The organism is Virgibacillus sp. M23 (assembly GCF_034190895.1).
In the GTDB taxonomy this organism is placed as follows: Bacteria; Bacillota; Bacilli; order Bacillales; family Amphibacillaceae; genus Virgibacillus; species Virgibacillus salarius.
Window position 1 is genome coordinate 97004 of record NZ_JAWDHA010000009.1, and the last position, 17285, is coordinate 114288.

The 17285-nt window shown below is 34.7% G+C and carries 21 protein-coding genes; all 21 read right to left on the reverse strand.

Annotated features, from left to right (window positions below):
• Positions 1-77: 77 nt before the first annotated feature.
• Complete coding sequence (locus RVS70_RS05805; RefSeq protein ID WP_321132721.1) at positions 78-1163, reverse strand: DHH family phosphoesterase; 1086 nt, start codon at positions 1161-1163, stop codon at positions 78-80.
• A gap of 138 nt (positions 1164-1301) precedes the next feature.
• Positions 1302-1607, reverse strand: coding sequence for a thioredoxin (locus RVS70_RS05810; protein ID WP_321132722.1), 306 nt, complete (start codon positions 1605-1607; stop codon positions 1302-1304).
• A gap of 15 nt (positions 1608-1622) precedes the next feature.
• Complete coding sequence (nrdF, locus tag RVS70_RS05815; protein WP_321132723.1) at positions 1623-2606, reverse strand: class 1b ribonucleoside-diphosphate reductase subunit beta; 984 nt, start codon at positions 2604-2606, stop codon at positions 1623-1625.
• A complete protein-coding gene (locus RVS70_RS05820; protein ID WP_321132724.1) occupies positions 2606-3073 on the reverse strand; it encodes a hypothetical protein in 468 nt (155 codons plus the stop codon). Before RVS70_RS05820 ends, nrdF begins: the two co-directional genes overlap by 1 nt.
• Before the next feature lie 65 nt (positions 3074-3138).
• Positions 3139-5244, reverse strand: coding sequence for a class 1b ribonucleoside-diphosphate reductase subunit alpha (nrdE, locus tag RVS70_RS05825; RefSeq protein WP_321132725.1), 2106 nt, complete (start codon positions 5242-5244; stop codon positions 3139-3141).
• Positions 5222-5614, reverse strand: coding sequence for a class Ib ribonucleoside-diphosphate reductase assembly flavoprotein NrdI (nrdI, locus tag RVS70_RS05830; RefSeq protein WP_321132726.1), 393 nt, complete (start codon positions 5612-5614; stop codon positions 5222-5224). Before nrdI ends, nrdE begins: the two co-directional genes overlap by 23 nt.
• Before the next feature lie 111 nt (positions 5615-5725).
• Entirely contained in the window at positions 5726-7999 is a 2274-nt protein-coding gene (locus RVS70_RS05835) for an AAA family ATPase (protein ID WP_321132727.1), read from the reverse strand.
• A 109-nt stretch (positions 8000-8108) separates the two neighbouring features.
• Positions 8109-8450 (reverse strand): hypothetical protein, encoded by a 342-nt coding sequence (locus tag RVS70_RS05840; protein WP_321132728.1) that lies wholly within the window; start codon positions 8448-8450, stop codon positions 8109-8111.
• Between the two features lie 25 nt (positions 8451-8475).
• On the reverse strand, positions 8476-9033 hold the full coding sequence (locus RVS70_RS05845; protein ID WP_321132729.1) for a hypothetical protein: 558 nt from the start codon (positions 9031-9033) through the stop codon (positions 8476-8478).
• Positions 9034-9441: 408 nt separating this feature from the next.
• On the reverse strand, positions 9442-10113 hold the full coding sequence (locus RVS70_RS05850; protein ID WP_321132730.1) for an NUDIX domain-containing protein: 672 nt from the start codon (positions 10111-10113) through the stop codon (positions 9442-9444).
• Between the two features lie 17 nt (positions 10114-10130).
• Complete coding sequence (locus tag RVS70_RS05855) at positions 10131-10703, reverse strand: nucleoside 2-deoxyribosyltransferase (protein WP_321132731.1); 573 nt, start codon at positions 10701-10703, stop codon at positions 10131-10133.
• Between the two features lie 69 nt (positions 10704-10772).
• The gene (locus RVS70_RS05860) at positions 10773-11087 is read right to left on the reverse strand and encodes a hypothetical protein (protein WP_321132732.1); all 315 of its coding nucleotides are present in this window, start codon (positions 11085-11087) and stop codon (positions 10773-10775) included.
• Positions 11088-11101: 14 nt separating this feature from the next.
• The gene (locus RVS70_RS05865) at positions 11102-14470 is read right to left on the reverse strand and encodes a PHP domain-containing protein (RefSeq protein WP_321132733.1); all 3369 of its coding nucleotides are present in this window, start codon (positions 14468-14470) and stop codon (positions 11102-11104) included.
• 70 nt (positions 14471-14540) lie between these two features.
• Positions 14541-14750, reverse strand: a complete 210-nt coding sequence (locus RVS70_RS05870; protein WP_321132734.1) for a hypothetical protein — start codon at positions 14748-14750, stop codon at positions 14541-14543.
• Between the two features lie 28 nt (positions 14751-14778).
• Entirely contained in the window at positions 14779-15177 is a 399-nt protein-coding gene (locus RVS70_RS05875) for a hypothetical protein (protein WP_321132735.1), read from the reverse strand.
• A gap of 22 nt (positions 15178-15199) precedes the next feature.
• The gene (locus RVS70_RS05880) at positions 15200-15409 is read right to left on the reverse strand and encodes a hypothetical protein (RefSeq protein WP_321132736.1); all 210 of its coding nucleotides are present in this window, start codon (positions 15407-15409) and stop codon (positions 15200-15202) included.
• A 16-nt stretch (positions 15410-15425) separates the two neighbouring features.
• On the reverse strand, positions 15426-15941 hold the full coding sequence (locus RVS70_RS05885) for an SLOG family protein (protein WP_321132737.1): 516 nt from the start codon (positions 15939-15941) through the stop codon (positions 15426-15428).
• A gap of 10 nt (positions 15942-15951) precedes the next feature.
• Positions 15952-16131 carry a hypothetical protein gene (locus tag RVS70_RS05890; protein ID WP_321132738.1) on the reverse strand — a complete coding sequence of 60 codons (180 nt, stop codon included), beginning with the start codon at positions 16129-16131 and terminating at the stop codon, positions 15952-15954.
• A gap of 80 nt (positions 16132-16211) precedes the next feature.
• Positions 16212-16445 carry a hypothetical protein gene (locus tag RVS70_RS05895; RefSeq protein ID WP_321132739.1) on the reverse strand — a complete coding sequence of 78 codons (234 nt, stop codon included), beginning with the start codon at positions 16443-16445 and terminating at the stop codon, positions 16212-16214.
• Positions 16445-16831 carry a hypothetical protein gene (locus tag RVS70_RS05900; protein ID WP_321132740.1) on the reverse strand — a complete coding sequence of 129 codons (387 nt, stop codon included), beginning with the start codon at positions 16829-16831 and terminating at the stop codon, positions 16445-16447. Before RVS70_RS05900 ends, RVS70_RS05895 begins: the two co-directional genes overlap by 1 nt.
• Positions 16824-17159, reverse strand: coding sequence for a hypothetical protein (locus tag RVS70_RS05905; protein ID WP_321132741.1), 336 nt, complete (start codon positions 17157-17159; stop codon positions 16824-16826). Before RVS70_RS05905 ends, RVS70_RS05900 begins: the two co-directional genes overlap by 8 nt.
• Positions 17160-17285: the final 126 nt, after the last annotated feature.

Here is a 17285-nt window from a genome sequence, read left to right on the forward strand (position 1 = left end):
ACTCACCTCTTTTATTTGCAATACTTTTGTTTAAGGTGAGGGTAATTAAGAACATTAAGTCCTCACCTTAAATTGTACTATTTTTTAGTTATTTTGTCAATAATTTTGTTCAGCAATACACCTTTTCTAGCTTTAGTATTGAAGATTTTGTTGAATAATTCCTGCTGGATGGATTTGTCAAAGCCACTTCCAGATGCCTTTGCATGTCCCCCACCTCCGAATACCTTTGCCACATCATTACCAAGATCGATATCTTTAATTCCGCGATATGAAATTCTATTTCTTCCCATATCAATGATAACTATAAAGTCAACTTCGTCTTCGTAGCATTCTGCCAAGGAATTTCCTAATTCACTTATATACTGTTCTGCGAATACTACTCCAGCATTGTAACCAAGTAAAGGCATCTCGAATAATTCTTTCTTCTTAGACTCGATATAAGCCTGTTTCTTTTTGTCGTCTACATGAAGTACAGCTTCATCTGATGCAGTAAACATCTGATGCCATGAGCCATCGCTAAATGATAAAATTCGGGCGTGAACGATTTTTCCAATGATGGATTGTACGAAATCCTCTCTGCCGAGCAAGAAGAATAAATCATTCAATTTTAGTGACTCTTGGTCATCGTATTTAGTTTTCCATTCCCAAGTATCATATCTGCGTACTTTTTCAACAAAGATGTCGAGCACATCAACATATCTCTTACCGTCAAAAAGTCCTTGTTTATCTAAATGGCTATAAAACATGTCAGTACCTGAGGCTTTACCTAAAAGACTAAACTCTTGTACGTTGCACCACTTATATTTGTTAAGATACTCAGCAGTTTTATGGTGGTCTAGAAGTGTAAAGTAATTACTTAACTCCTTGTTTTCTAACTTGACTTCATAATTATCAATTATTGATGCAAGCTCATTACTAATTGAGATGTCAGTTATATAAGTATGTTCATAATAAACAAATTCTCTTGATTCAATGTACTCTTTTACCTTTTGTGTGGCATCTTGTGGATTTTTTACTATAGTTACGTCTATATCTTCAAAGGCTAACCGTCCAATGATTTCGCATCCGATTCCATCAAGATCATTATGAGTAAATAATTTTGTCTTTTTCTTCATATTGGGGTGTCTTACAATATTAGCAATCTTACCAAGTTCATTTTTCAAAATATATCCTCCTACATTTAAATTGCAATACTTTTGTTTATATGATGATTATATAGCTAATATCCCAATAAGTCAAGTCTTTTTATAGAGTTTTTTGAATATATATTTAAGGGAGGGGTATACTCCCTCCCTTAATGACTATATTAAGCCACGCTTTTTAATGATACTATCTACTAGTGACTTGCTTGTCCCAATAACTTCATCAATTTTGTTTCCATCATTGTCTAGTAGTACGAGCGTTGGGCTTTTCATAATATCCAGTTCACCAGCCAATTCATAAGCATAGTCTTCAACTATTTCTCCTGTTTTTAGGTTTATCCATATGCCATTAGTAATATTAGCTTCTTCGTCAACCGTTACCCCAAGTTCATTCTCAAGATAGTTGTCTAGCATGCTACATGGCGCACATACAGTTTGTTTGAACTTAATTAATCTCATACTCAAAATAATCCTCCATTTCTATAGATTTTTAAAGATAAAGTCTTCATCTCTTAACTCTTCTACAATTGCTTTTGTATAAGAGTTCCCCTTGGTGCTAAAGAAATCGTGTGTTTTAGATTCGGTTTTTAATCCATTTTCTACAATAGGATTAATCTTTACCCCCTCATATATTGGCTCTTTGCCAAGGTTCATTAATGCGTTATTAGCGTTGTACAATAGGAAGTCTTTTACCTCATAGTCTAAACCAATTGGAGAATAGACTTCTTCCGTATATTTATACTCATTATCCATCAGCTCTTTGAGCAGTAGCTCTACTTCTTTATCAGCATAATCTTTTTCGTCATCATTAAGCTCCTCGTATAATTCTTGAGCTAATAAACCTATATACTGACCATGAATGCTTTCGTCTCTAATTATTAAGTTAATGATTTCTCCACTGGCTACCATCTTACCTTGTCCAGCAAGATATAAAGGATAAAAGAATCCACTATAAAATAGAAAGGACTCAAGGTAAACAGAAGCTACCATGGCTAGGTAGAGACTAAGCTTGTTATTGATATTCTCGTAGTATTGTGAGATAATTTCGGCTTTGTTTTGCAGATATCCATTTCGTCTTACCCATTCAAACACATCATCAATTTCTTCATTTGTTTCAAGTAGAGTGGTAAAGATTGTACTGTAGCTTTTAGCATGAATCCCTTCCATCATACCCATATAGGCTAATACTGATTTCCTTTGTAGTGCGTTAACATGGTCTAATATTTTAGGCATTCCTATAGTAGCCTGTTTTGTATCTAAGAGTGTTAGACCGCCAAGATTTGATTTATAGGCTGTTCTTTCTTCTTCGCTCAGCCTAGACCAATCTTTTATGTCCTTAGATGGTATAAATTCTGTGTCAAGCCAAAACTGTCTTGTATTTTGTGCCCAAAACATTTCGGTAAATTCGTCTTCTTGCCTATTCCAATTAACAGCTTCATGTATTCTCGGTGTTGGAATCTTCATCATTTGAATCTCCAGCCTTTATGAGTTTTCTGCTTTCCATTTAAAACTAGCTGAATTGACTCTGGATTAAGATCATTCTCTCTTGCAAATAATTGAATATCAGTAAATGTTTGAGAATCATTTGTCGATGTATTAATTGCAGTAAATACTGGAGACTCATTTGCTTCGCTTACGCTAGACTCTGAATTATTACTTTCATCTAGACTATCAGGTTCACTCTGGTCTTCAATGTCTCCGTTGTCGATTTGAATTTCCTCAGAATTAACAGATATAATCGACTCGTTGTTCATTTTAGTTGCAATAGACAAGTCTTCAAAATCCCCTGATTTGATAAGTTCATTATTTACAATTTGAATATGACGAGTATTTATAAATCGGACTCTAACATATTCCACTTCGCCTTTATTCTCTAAAATCCAAAATCGACCTAACTCTTCGAAAGGCTGATTATTATTATTTAATTTCAATATAATACCTCCAATAAATTTGAATTATGGGGCGAAATTAATCGCCCTAATTGCAATACATTTGTTTAAATGGAACAAGTTTCACAAATATCATTTTTGGTTAGTTCGCTTCTTGTGTAATAAAGCGTCTTTATGCCTTTTTTATGTGCATAAATATAGTATCTTGCTAAATCTCTAGTTGTACATTGGTCTGGTTTAATAAATAAAGTTGTAGAAATTGATTGGTCTACATGCTCTTGAATAACAGATATCATATCAATTAGCTTCATCATGTCCATATCATATGCTTTTTTATAAAAAAACTTGTTCTTATTATTTATAAAAGGCATCGGAAAGTGAGTTGTAGAATCGCCATAGACCCTTGTTTCAATCTGTTCTGTTATAGGCATGACTGACGGTGTTGAGTTTTGTACGTAGCTTATGGAACCTGTTGGAGCAATCGCCATTAGATATGCATGAAAAATACCGTGCTCCATAATCTGGTCGTTAAGCCATCTCCAGTCATCAGTCGATGGAATATATTGACCCTTAAACAACTTTTGTACCTTCATGGTTTTAGGATAATAATTGTTCTCCATATACTTGGTCAGTGCTGTCCCTTTTGCATACTCAGATTTTTCGAAGCCATCAAACGTTTGTTTACGCTCCTTGGCTATATACATACTTCTCAATAGAGCATAGTATCTTACAGTCATAAAAAACGTATTTGCAAAGTCTCTTGCAGATTCACTTTCGTAAGAAATGAGATTCTTTGCAAGATAACCATGTAGATTCATGGCTCCGAGACCAATAGAATGAAAAGCATCGTTTCCATTTTTAACTGTTGGAACTTCATCAATTGAAGTATTTACTGTTACTGTTGTTAAAGCATCTACGGCAGTCATAACTGATTCCTTTATAGCTTTATCGTCCATAACATTGGCGATATTTAATGATGCTAAATTACAACTAATATCGCGACCAAAGCTATTTACTCCTCTATGTCCCTCGATATTTGAAGGAAGACTTAATTGCATTATTTCAACGCATAAATTGGACATTTTAATATCTCCAATATCTTTTAGCATGTGAACCTTGTTTGCTACATCTCTGTTGAAAATATACGGATAGCCACTTTCAATTTGAGTTTGTGCAATCTCGGTGAATAGTTTACGTGCAGAGCCCATAGTTCTCTTACGAACTCTTGGATTGTTTACTAATTTATCGTACCATTCATCCATATTCATATCGTCAAGCTCAATGCCGTATTCTTTATAAACTGAGTAAGGGTAGAAAGTGAAGTAATTCTCATTTCGCTCTGCCAGCTCATATAGTTTGCTTGGAATAATTAGCCCAACAGATAAGGATTTTAGTCGTGATTTTTCGTCAACATTAATTTTCTTAGTGGCTAGTAAACTTTTCGCATCAACGTGTAGAGCGTTTATATACACGGCTCCACTTCCATTTCTTTGACCCAATTGATTAAATTTGGTAAATACATCTTCTAGAATCTTGGCGATTCCAACTATTGATGTAGAGGCGTTTTCAATACCCTTGATTGGGTCTCCAGCCCCTCTAAGCTTACTTAAGTTAATAGCAACTCCTCCACCAAATCTACTGAGTTGAGCACAAGCTTCTGTCACGTAGAATATAGACTCTGTATTGTCTTGCATTTCCAACAAAAAGCAACTCACCAAACGACCTGCTCGTGTCTTGCCAGCGTTAAGGAATGTAGGGGTTGCAGGTTGAATTCTTTGCTTTATCATATTGGTTGCAATTTTCTTAGCAAGTTTGTAATTTCCATCTCCTAAGAATAAAGCATTTACTGCTACCCTATCTTCATATCGCTCAAGGAATCTTTGACCGTCATCTGTCTTTGTCGCATAGTTGTTATAAAACTTATACGCTGACATGAATGATTCAAACCTAAATTTCTCACCATATACTAACTTAAATATCTCTTTAACTTGTCTCTGTCTATATTTATCAAACAGAGACTTATCATAATAATCGTGCTTAAACATGTAGTTTAGGAACTCTTCATCCCTGTCATGGAAAAACTGCATGTTTTTATTAACGTTGTCAACAAAATAAGAATAGACAGCCTCTTTATCTTTTTCATATTGAAATTGTCCATTATCATCCTTTATTTTGACCTCGTTATTCAGTTCAGTCCATCTTGCCAACACCATTCATCCTTTCCCTTATCTTCGATGCAATAGTGTCAACATCAGTAGGAGTACCACTCATAACAAATTTATGAAGTAAAGGAACATCGTATTGAGAAGAAATATCTCTAGAAGCCTTACAGTAGTTGTCTCCCCAATTTGTATGTCCGCTACCAATTACAGCCAATAGATTATTTGAGCTACTCTTTAATAAGTCGCTTACTTGTTTCGGAATTTGACCGAACCCTGTGGTGTATGTTATTAAATAGAAAGGCTCATCTATCGTCATGTTACGGGTCGCCTTAACATACTCAATCTCTGGAAGCGCCTCTTTCAGTTTACTGATAAATCTCTGAACGTTCCCTGTCCTAGATGCGAATACTATCTTACTCATGTCAACACCTCTTAAATGCAATACTTTTGTTTAATGATAAATAGAATAAATTTACCAATAAATCCTATTATATCACTTTTAAATAAAAATGTAAACTTAAATGCAATACTTTTATTTTATTTTAGAATCTAAATCATTTAGATATTCAGCAAGGTAAGTCCTTTTAGTTGATATATCATTCTTTTGAATGGCGCTTCTAATTGTTCTTTTTGTTGCAATGACAGAGCAAAAATCCCTAGTACGTGTAATAGCAGTATAAAACAACTGTCTTGTATTCAGTAAGTGATGATATGGCAATGCTATAATAACTATTTTTGACGAAGAACCCTGCGACTTATGGACGGTAATGGCATAAGCTAATTGGATACTGTTGTATTTGTCTTTGTATATCTTAACCCTTCCAATTCCTTCAAAATCTATAATCATAAATTGGTCATCATCTTCTTCATCAATTCCGAATTCCTTGATAATGCCTATATTACCATTATAGATGGGGCAACCCTGATTATTCTCATCAACGGCTGAATAGTTATTTTTGATATTTATAACTTTATCACCTGTCCTAAGAATATAATCTGTGCCTTTGTCCTTACTACCTAGCTTAACCTCTTCCTTCATTTCATGAGGAGGATTGTATACCTTTTGACATGCTCTGTTGAGTAGAAGGCATGATGCCTTACCCTTTTCTCTTGTTTGTGTAAGAATTTGTATATCCATGATATCCTCTTGTTTCATGCCTGCATAAAATTTACGCATAACATTAAGAAAGATATCATCATCTGAATCAACCAGTATATATTCTAAGTCCTCTAACTCCCCGTGTACTACTGTCCCAGTCTCTCTTCCGATAACTTGCTTACCTTGACGAATTGCTATTGAGTCAGTAACTACAGCAGACTTTTGAGCCTGCCTGTGAATCTCGGTCAATGTAATCGTTGGGATTAGACCACTTTTAATCATTGGTATCATTACAGGAATTCCTATGGATTCAAGCTGTTCGCTATCTCCTAACATAATTAACTTTGCTCCAGATCGAATAGCCATTAATAGATGTCCAAATAACCTAGCGTCAACCATTGATATTTCATCAACAATTACTATATCAACTGGCAATGGGTTCTTTTGATTATAATAAAACCCATTATTGATTGGAGAAAACCCCAATAAACGATGAATAGTACTTCCCTCTTTGCCAGTTACAAGTGTTAGGTTATTTGAAGCCTTACCACTAAGAGCGCACTGAGCATAAAGATAGCCTTTGCTTTCAAGGATATTAATTACGGCTTTCACAGTACTACTTTTACCAGTACCTCCATACCCTTGAATAATTGAAATGTTGTTATTAAGCATTATTTCAATTGCTTCTCTTTGTTGCTTAGTAAAAGACCACCCTTGTGCTTCCTCAGTTTTGTCTACTGTTTTCTCCCATCCATCATATTCAAACGTATCATCTGCCTTTAGAATTCTGTGCAATTGTTTAGCTACTAAATCCTCTAGTTTTTGATATGGAGCCAGCGAAATCTTCATCTTATCATCTGAAAGATAGAACGTTCCTGCGTCTTGAAGTAGAATACTGCCAATTAACGTCTTATCGGCTGTTGGAATGAATTCTGCAGTAGATTCAATTAAATCCATTGGTGTGCACCATGTATTCCCATTATTGGCTTCTTCCTGCAGAGCAAAAATAAGGAATGATTTTATCCTTAGCTCTGAATTAACATCTCCACCTAATTGCAGGTATATCTTATCGCATTTCTTGAATCCATACCCATCTATATCCATTAATGAATATGGGTTTTCTTTAACCTTACTTATTGCTAACTCAGGTGATTTATAGAACGTAGTAACCTTTTTAATTGTATTAGGAGTTAAACCATATTTACCAAGTTCAATATAAACTGGAGCGTAATCTTTTTGAGATTCGTAATGGTCAATGATTCTTTGCGCCGTTTTCTTTCCTATCCCTTTTGCCTTAGTAAGTGTACTAATGTCTCCAGATGAAATTATATCGATAGGATTATCATGAATTTCATATAATGCCTTAACTTGCCTTGGAGTAATGATAATCTCAAGAAAACTTTTGACTGAATTACTGTCACTGGTATCTAGCTCAATATCTTGTCTCATAAACAACACATCATAGCTTAGCCCAAATTGAGGATGCCTTTCTCCTTCTTCAACCGCAAAGTAATATCTATTTCCTTCCTTTAACGGTGGCATTTCTCCCTTAACTGAAAACGTTCCAAACGTATCATTTATCTCAACGTTCCCTTCTTCCATTTTCACAGGCTTAAAAGATGCTATTGACCATCCACCACTTGTTTCATACTTATTCTTTGGGAACATTATCTTACTTAATGTTGCTACTCCTTTTATTGTACTCATTTAGCACCTCCGTTGCAATACTTTTGTTTAATCTAGAACTTAGTGTAGCACTACAAGCTACACATTGTCAACTACTTATATTAATAAAATACGTGTTTTATTAATATTTTTAGCTTGGTTCATTGGCAAGATATTTTTTAGGAACTAAATAATAGGCTTCGGCTTTAGACATGCACAATACCATATCATCTTCGCATTCGCGCACTACGACTAGTTTTAAATATTTAGGTATATTCTCATAGCTCTCTGTAATGTAAGTTTCTTTACCAAAAGTTTTAGTTAAATCTTGCTTTTCTTCTTCTGAGAATCCCAGAGAAGTGTAATATAAATCATCTAAGTCTCCAATTAACTTCTCTGCTTCCTCCATACCAAGTCTTTCCTCTAGCTTAAAATATAAGTCATTTACTTTTCTTGAATACTCCTGTATCATATCGAACATTTCCTTATTCAAACTCTATACCCCCCTTTTTTTTTATCTAGGCAAACTGTAGCTCCAGCTCTTTTGCAATCTCTTTAGAGCCTTTTACGTCTCTTATTTTCTTACCATGGCTCACGATTGCTTTGGTCATTCGGCTGAACTTGTCATCATTAAAAGATAAGTGTACAGGAAATTTTGGCACTTCTCCATTTAAACCGTAATTCTTGACAATTTCACTTACATTCATAATTTGGTCGTTTGTTCTAACCATTCTTACCTCATCTGCAAGGCATGAGATAATCCAGCTATCAGCGCCCATGTCTCTGTTTATATAGTATAGCAAAAATGGATGTCTTCTGAATAATCCTTTTATATAGTCATTTACTTCCTTAATTTCAAATAACTCTTCTGAGGTATTATCATAGCCTGTACAAAAAATTGCACAGTTACTTCTTAAAGACTTTCCTATTTTTGTTATTGCTTTAATGAAGTCATCTATCCTACTATAATCCTTCGCTTGTATTTCATCTACCTTGATATCAAACATAATAAATGGATTTTCTTGCTTAGAAAGAGATTTCATGATTTCATTATATGTCAAATCTTCTCTATTCATAAACAACCTCCTGTTAAAATGTGTTACTGTTATATTAATACAGTAAATTAATTTTGTCAACCAACTTTGTTTAAAAGATTTGTTTATGTGGAATATTTATTGTATAATGAACATAGAATAAAAAGAGGAGCCGATTTCGGATATCGACCCCTCTAGATTATAGTTGATTCCACTGGATACGTGGCGACTAGTAAGAAGTGAAATTAAACGGAAGTAGTCAACTCCTTTAGTCGGGCAGGGTGACTACTTTTTTCCGTTTACGTTGATTATTGCTACAATTAGTGTTGCAAATGCAATAACGACAAGTAAATGGTCAGTAGTAACAATCATGTATGACACCTCCCTTCTACAAGGAAAGTGCCACCACGCACCCCGCGCAATCAAACTATACATTCAATTATAACATATCTACATTATATCAACTACTATTTTCCCCCAATTTTCCAATTTACTATAGTTCTCAGGTTCACGCAGTTCATCCAAGCTCATCCAGAAGCCTTTTAATTGTTCGGTCTCTCTCACACTAACTTTATCATTTTCTTCCAGATTAATAACCCCTAAGATACCAATGTGAACTTGTCCAACATCATTACTGTCATCGTTAATTAGACCAATAATGCTTACATCTGTATTACCTTCAACATACAGCTCTTCATCCAGCTCTCTTTGGATGTTCTCTGTCAAGACGTTCTTAAAAGCTTCCTTGGGATTGTCCATAGTATTCATATGCCCTCCAACACCCATAGAAAGTTTTCCATGAAGTCGTGACTCTCCTCCACCTTCAAGTCGTTGGGTAACAAAAAACTTTTCGCCTTTTCGAATTACTACATATGGAATAGGCTGTTTATAATCAGTGTTTAGCTCTGCATTTTTGGAAATAGCAGTGAAAGTTTCCTCAACACTACCTCTACGCATTTCTGTATAGTTTTCATCTATGCTTCTCATAATATCTTTGATTTTATAGAAACCACGACTATCTTTAATATTTATGCATCCGTTAAAATAATTCGTATAGTTTTTTTTAAAAATAAACAGTTCTGATTTAGGTACGACCACTACAATTTCATCTTCTTTTTTCATCAGTTCTCCTCCTGCAATTATATTGTTGGGTCTTTCTTTATTTTCTTTAACTCATCAAGTACTTCATTCCACTCGTAGAATCCTACACCATCAGTTAACTCCAAGCAAGTACCATATACATATTGGTTAATTCCTAAAGATCGTCTATCGCCTTCCTCATCTTTTCCAGCATTTTCAAAGCGCCTAACATCCTCATAGTGAGGATAAACTTTTTGTTCATCAACCTTAACAGCAAGAGCGACAATTTTATTCAGCGCCTCTGGTGTAAATGTTTCGTTATCAACAATTTCTAAAATAGACTTTGCCAAATCTTTTCTACCCTTTACCTGACCAAGTTCTACAAGTGTTCCTTGAGCAAATGGTTGTGGTTCGATTACAATTACATCACTTGATTCAATAGCATCGGTGTCTTGTTGCACTATACGCTCAGCTAGTCCATCATTATTCACTTTAGATTTATCATTAATATCCTTGTTGTCCATGGGGTTGTAAAAGTCTAGCCCAATTCTTTTTACATCTTCACGTTCTTTGGCTCGCAACATTTGCGACCCTTTTGGTAACATATCTCCAGCAATATAAACTTTTCTCATATATACCTCCATTTATAATAAGAATTATAGGCGATTGATTAATACAACCTCCTGATGCAATACATTCGTTTAAATATCTAAGATTTTAAACTCTATATCTAAAACTTCCTTAAAGCCTTCTTTTTTCATAAGTTTGCTAATTTCATATTTACTTTTGCTTGCCTTAAATCTTTGGCAACCGTTGCTTAACTTGATTAAGTTATACTTAGGCTGTGAAGGTATTCTAAGTTTGCCTGTAAAGGGATGATAAGCGAATTCTGATTCTTGTTCATCTTTAATTTCTGCTAATAGAAACAACTCGTTGTGAATCATAAATAGTGAACCGCCTTCTATATTTAACTCTGTAATCTTTTTTTCTGGCATTGTTAATTTTTGATTTGTCATAATAAAGTATCCTCCTATTGTTTTCGTATAAATTTTAGTTCTTTTAACCATAGCTCTTTGTCTTTTGTCTGTTGCCACACACCATTTATCTTCTTATTCTTTGGCTTTACATCTGCGTGTAGTATTTGTACTATATCTTTCTCATCGAATGGAACGTATTGATAGGTTCTAGAGCCGACTTTAAATTCTCTAGTCTCCCCTGTTGAAAACTGATACGCTTTAGCTCTTGTATAAGTCTTTCTTTTTAGCACCTCTGTAATCATCATAATATTGGGAGACATTTCTTCATCAACTGTTTCTACATGACCCAAGAACTCTAACTCTGATTCACACTGTTCCACTAACGATAAAGATTCATCGTTTAAATCATTCTCATAGTGCAATACTTTTGTATAACGATCTTTTTTGGTTTTTAATTTCAAATTTGGTTTATAGGTTTTCTCAAAGAAATTAAACACACTAAGTAACTTCTTATTTCCTCCAAATTCGCTAAAGTATCCTAGCGAAATTAAGATTTGCATTTGTCGTGAGTTTATTGGTACTGAGTTATTGACTAAATCAAATACATAACCTTTGTTTATCTCTTTTATCTCATCCTCTGTATACTCTTGCCGTAAGAATTCGAGCATATTTAGCTCCAGAGCGTCTTCTTTAGCCTTATTAAAGTGTGCTATTTCTTCTGTCGTCAAACTATCGTTTTCTAGTGCAAACTTTTCGTCTTTTGAAAGTAAAATGAGTGCAACTTTGAAGTCTGTACCATCTTTAATATCTACCAATAAATCAGTAAAGCTATCATAATCTCTGTTTCCAATCCTGTATAATCCTTCTGCCACATTGGCGTTTAAGTACTTTATAGGCTCCACGCCCTGATAAATAGAGTTTGTCTCTTTATCGAACATATATCCAGCTCTTGAGTACCTAAATTTGATTGGTCTAATGTCGATATTCTTTTCTTTCGCGAATTCTACCAGTTTATTTGTTTTGTCTTGTTTCCCTATATTTACGTTTAGGTTGGCAGTTATGAATTCTAGTGGATAGTAATATCTTAGCCATGCAGACGCATAACCCATCCATGAATAGGCGTCTGAGTGGTTAATGGAAAAACCATAATCTGACGCATCCATAATTACCTGAATGAAAGACATTGCAATTTCTTCTACCTCAGATTCATCTACATTATATTTATGAAGCAAGGTATTAATAAACCTCTCTTTAATCTCTGGTATTATGTCATCAAGAACCTCTTTTTGCTTCTTACCAATTGCCCTTCGCACAACATCTGCCTCACCTTCGCTATAGTTACAGAATTGTACAAGAAATCTGATGATTTGTTCCTGATAAACCATGAATCCTTGGGAGTTTGATAAGAATTCGTCTAATGCATCCAATCCCTGACTATTGAATTCTCCAGCATATAGTCTATCTCTGTAGGACGCTCCAGATGGTCGAATCGAAGCATTCCCTAATGAAAATAAATCTATATATGATACGTTGGGATTTCTTACCTTGATTTTTGCTATTGTGTTAGGGTCAAATAGGTCTTTATATGACTGATGAGCATAGTCCGATTCCCATTGAAATATTCCTATATTATTATCGAGAATTGACTTCCATACTTTTGTATCTTCTGAATCTAAGTTTTCAGGAAGTACATCTTCAAAGTTTAGCCCAGATAATTTAGCTGTATTAGCTATTAACTCGACCGTATCTAATCCTAAAACATCAAGTTTCACGAAGTTCTGTTTATCTATTTCTTTCATATTAATTTGAGTTAATGTCACGGTTTCTTTAGTCTTGTTGTCTACTACCGTAAGTAGTCCCATATTTTCATCTAAAGGTATGGGAGAAACCGCAATACCACACGCATGTGCGCCAACTGATACTATAGTTCCTTTGATAAGGTCAACATAGTGGAATAAATCTGGGTACTTGTCTCGATAATACGATTCGTTTTCTTCTACGCCTTTTGCTATTTCATCAACTTCGCTTAATGGAATGTCAAGACCTCTTCCGATATCACGTATTGCACTTAAAAGCTCTAACTTGTTATACGTAATAATTTTGGCGCAATGTAGCTTAGGATGATTAATTAGATAATCCTGAATAATATGTCTTTGAGACGGAGGGTAATCCGTATCAATGTCTGCCAAACTTATTCGCTCCTTGCTCATGAATCGTGCAAAGTTTAAATTCCTTTTAATTGAGTCCATATGAGTTATTCGCATGAGATATGCAATTATACTACCTGTAACTGAGCCTCTACCAAAACCGTATTCTATATCATTCTTTCTTGCGAACGACTTAACATCATCCTCCAAAAGCATATAGTTAATTGCGTCATTTGCCTTGTAAACATCTAGTTCTTGCTGAATTCTCTGAGCGTATACCTTCCGTTCCTCAAGTGGCAATTTATCAATGCCTCTAAACTTTATTCCTTCTGCGATCTTCTTTTGGAAAACTTCTTCGGGATTTTCATATAGCTTAGGGTATTTCTTGCTATAATCTACTTGCCATGACTCAATCATATCTGCAACTATATTGGTCATTTGCATAGCTTTGTGAATTTCATCATCAGTAAATATGTCCTGACGTTTGAACATCTGAAACATCTTTTCATAAGAATGAAACCCTAAGTCAAAACTATCTTCATCAGTAAATTTGATTCTTTTAGATTTTTGCAGAACTTTCCTTGCTTCGTCATACTCCTCGTTCAGAGCATGAGTGTCTGAACCTGCGACCAATCTGATTCCAGTTTCTTCTGATATACTCTTAAGAATCTTGTTGTATTGTATTTGCTCAACATGATAGTGAGGTTGGATTTCTAAGAAACATCTTTCCTTGTTTTCCGAAAACCACGCGATGACTTCTTTTAGTTTCTCACTTGCCATATCGCTATTTTGCTTATTTTTCAACAATTGCCAAATGATACCACCTAAGCATGCAGTTGAAATTATAATATTCTCTGATGTATTCTTAATGTCTTCCCATGAAATTCTTGGGTTGTAGTAGAAGTTATTACCTTCCCTATCAAAGCCTGTGGAAACCATTTTATTCAATTCCTTAAATCCTTCATGATTTTTTGCCAAGAGTATCATATGGAAATTGTCACGCTTTTTCTCTTCTAAGGTCATGGTTACATATACTTCTGAACCATGAATGTATTTCAAACCATTTGACTCCGCGTAGGTTTTCTTATCAAACCACGATAACACGTTACCATGTTCTGTAAATGCTATTGCTTTATGCCCCATCTCAACAGCTTTGTCTACATATTGCTTATACGTATTTACAACTTCAACCATGTTCTGATTTGATAGATCGGTGTGTAAATGTATTGCTGTATAATATAGGTCATTATCTACTGAATTATACGGTGCTTCCAACTGATTTCCTCCCGTCTGTAAACATAATACTATGAATGACACTTTTTGCAATACTTTCGTTTAAAGTTAATTAGTATAAATTGTGACCTTTTAAAAATTTCTTCATTCCTTCTACGATTTGCCTATCGCTATCTATTAAATTTCCTTCGTATAGAACATCACCGTTTGATTCAAACCTCAGTATTTCTCTATTCTCTAACATGATAGAAAGCGAAGGCTCTTTCGGCGGTACAATTTGAACATTTATAGCATTTATGCGATCTTCTGTCTTTTCTGTCATCCTAACCCCTCCTAATATTGCAATAATTTCATTTGATAATACGGCTAAAATCATCTATCTTAAAATTTCCGATACGACTGCAATTATCAATAGAAGAATACAGGAAGAATTCTCTTTTCCCATAATCCAAGTCTCGTGCGAATCCTACTAAGCTTCCATTAGTTACAATCTGACCTTCTGAAAAGTCAGTCTCTTTTCTATAAGCTTTAATCATAATAGATTGTAGTATGTTGTCTTTGTGAGAGCTATTATATTTGCAATATATTTTTCGTGCTTGCATTAGTTCCTCGTCTTGTCTATGATATTTACTTACCTTGTCCGACACCAACAATTCAATTATTGAACTAAGACCCATGAAGTGATTAAGTTTGCTAATCGCCCAATCCATAATAGGCTGTTGTTCATTTAAGATTACTGGAATTTTCAATTTAACTCCTCCTATTTTTAATTTAATTGATTTCCAATCTATATGGAGTGCCATCGTATAAAAATTCTACGTTTACAAATGGTTTTACCGATAATGTCAATTCATAATAGTCACCTTTGTCCTCAGCATTTAAAACAAACCCTATTGGCTTACCATCATGTGTTAATGGTATTTTCTTGTAATCTTCAAGGTTCCCCTTATTAGCTACTTTAACCGTGGTAATCATTTGCATCTCCACATCTCTCCTTTTAGCTTTGATAGATTTCTAATGTTTTGGGATGAATCCTAGTTACGGACACGCCTTTCTTAGTCGCATATTGTATGCAGTTCTTTGTTCCTCCGTTTGTACCATCCCATACTCCTATTACATAACTACTGTTGTCTACCATCCACTCATTTCTTCTCTGCATACACCATGGCGTATATGATTCCTTGGAAATATAGTGAATCCTATCTGCCATCTTAGTAATATATCTCCATTCATCAATACTTTTTTGAACCCATTTAGAATATTGATTTAAACATGGTATAGCGCATACTAGCTTGATTTTAGGGTAATTACTTTTTAGCTTAAGCACAATCATTGCTGACCAGATGTCTGTCCCTAGTGCCATTCCACTAATAAAATTTGTAACATTCTTCTCTTCAATGTGGTCGACTATATTATCCTTTAGTGCCATAAGTAGTCCTATATTATCTTCAGGGTTATAGCCTCGTAATTTACTTGGTCTATGCCCAGTAAAACAAGCAGTCTTGTTAGCCATTTATAGCACCTCATCCCCAATGACCATGATTTTTCAAAATCTCAATTACTTCATTGATGTACGGTTCATCTAAATTGATAACTACATAGCTATTAGATGGTTTCTTCCCATTCTCAATACGACCATCTTCTATAATTTGGAGCGCACTATTTAAAGAGGTTCGAAGCTCATCTTTAGTGTATTGGCTCAAGTATTTTTCTACGTCACGCTCATTGATAATAGTGTATTTTCGCTTGAACCCTTCTTTTACTGCATCAAATATTGGCTCACCTATCCCTCTACTCCTTTCAAAAGCTCAAATCCATAATGTATACTTAATTCACTTTCCCAGCCAATTTCAGCTACAAACACCTTTCTCCCCTCTGAGTCTTTTACGAAATATTCGTTACCTTTACGAACACCTTCAAGAACTTCTCCATCGAATGTCTCAGACAACACTTTAGTAAAGTCATGATTGTACTCAATTGCCCCTTCAATTACCTTCACTTTAATTTTTTCAGACATTATTCCGTTTCTCCTTTCAATGTCTGCTTAATTACCGTTAATCCAACGTACTCAATTGTATTTAGCGTATCTTCGTTGCTGTTACCACGACTTACACGATAGTAAAGCTTTTGCAATTCGTTATATGATTCTTCTAAAGCCTGTTTGTAGCGTTCAGCTCTTTTCATCTGGTTAATTCCGTATGAACTATTTTGTCTTGCCAGTAATTTAGCTATGTCTAGTTTCTCCTCTAATTCCTGCACACTCTCTACTAGTTTGCATATAGTAAACATTTCTTTATATGTTAATGTATAGTTTGCGAGAAAATTACCGCAGGATTTAGCAGTAGAAAATGCAACACTAAACTCATCTATGATTTTCTCTATTTCTTCCAACCGTTTATCCATTGGCTTCTCCTTTCAATGTTCCATACCCCCTACATTTAAAACAGGGAGTCATGTGATCTGGTATACTTCCAGAATGGTCATAGCCTGTTCCATTGCAATCAGGGCATTCATACAATGCTTTACGTGCTTTCTTTCCTTTGTCTCTATCAACTTCAATCCAAGTTTCCTCGGTAAAATCACCATGACCGATATATGTTTTTTCTCCTGTTACTTCATAATTCTCTTTGTCCGCATAAAACTCCAAAGCCTGCCTGTAGCGTTGATTTTCTTCTAAAAGATCATCATACTCAGACTCTTGAATAATGATTTTTCCTGTGTAGAAATCCATCCCTACACCTCCTTGTCATTTAAATAATATATATATATTTCTTTCTGCATGTTTCGCAACAAAATGCTTTCTTGCATGGCTTTCCGCAATTTCCGCATATGTTCATCTCTATAAAGCCTCCTTAAT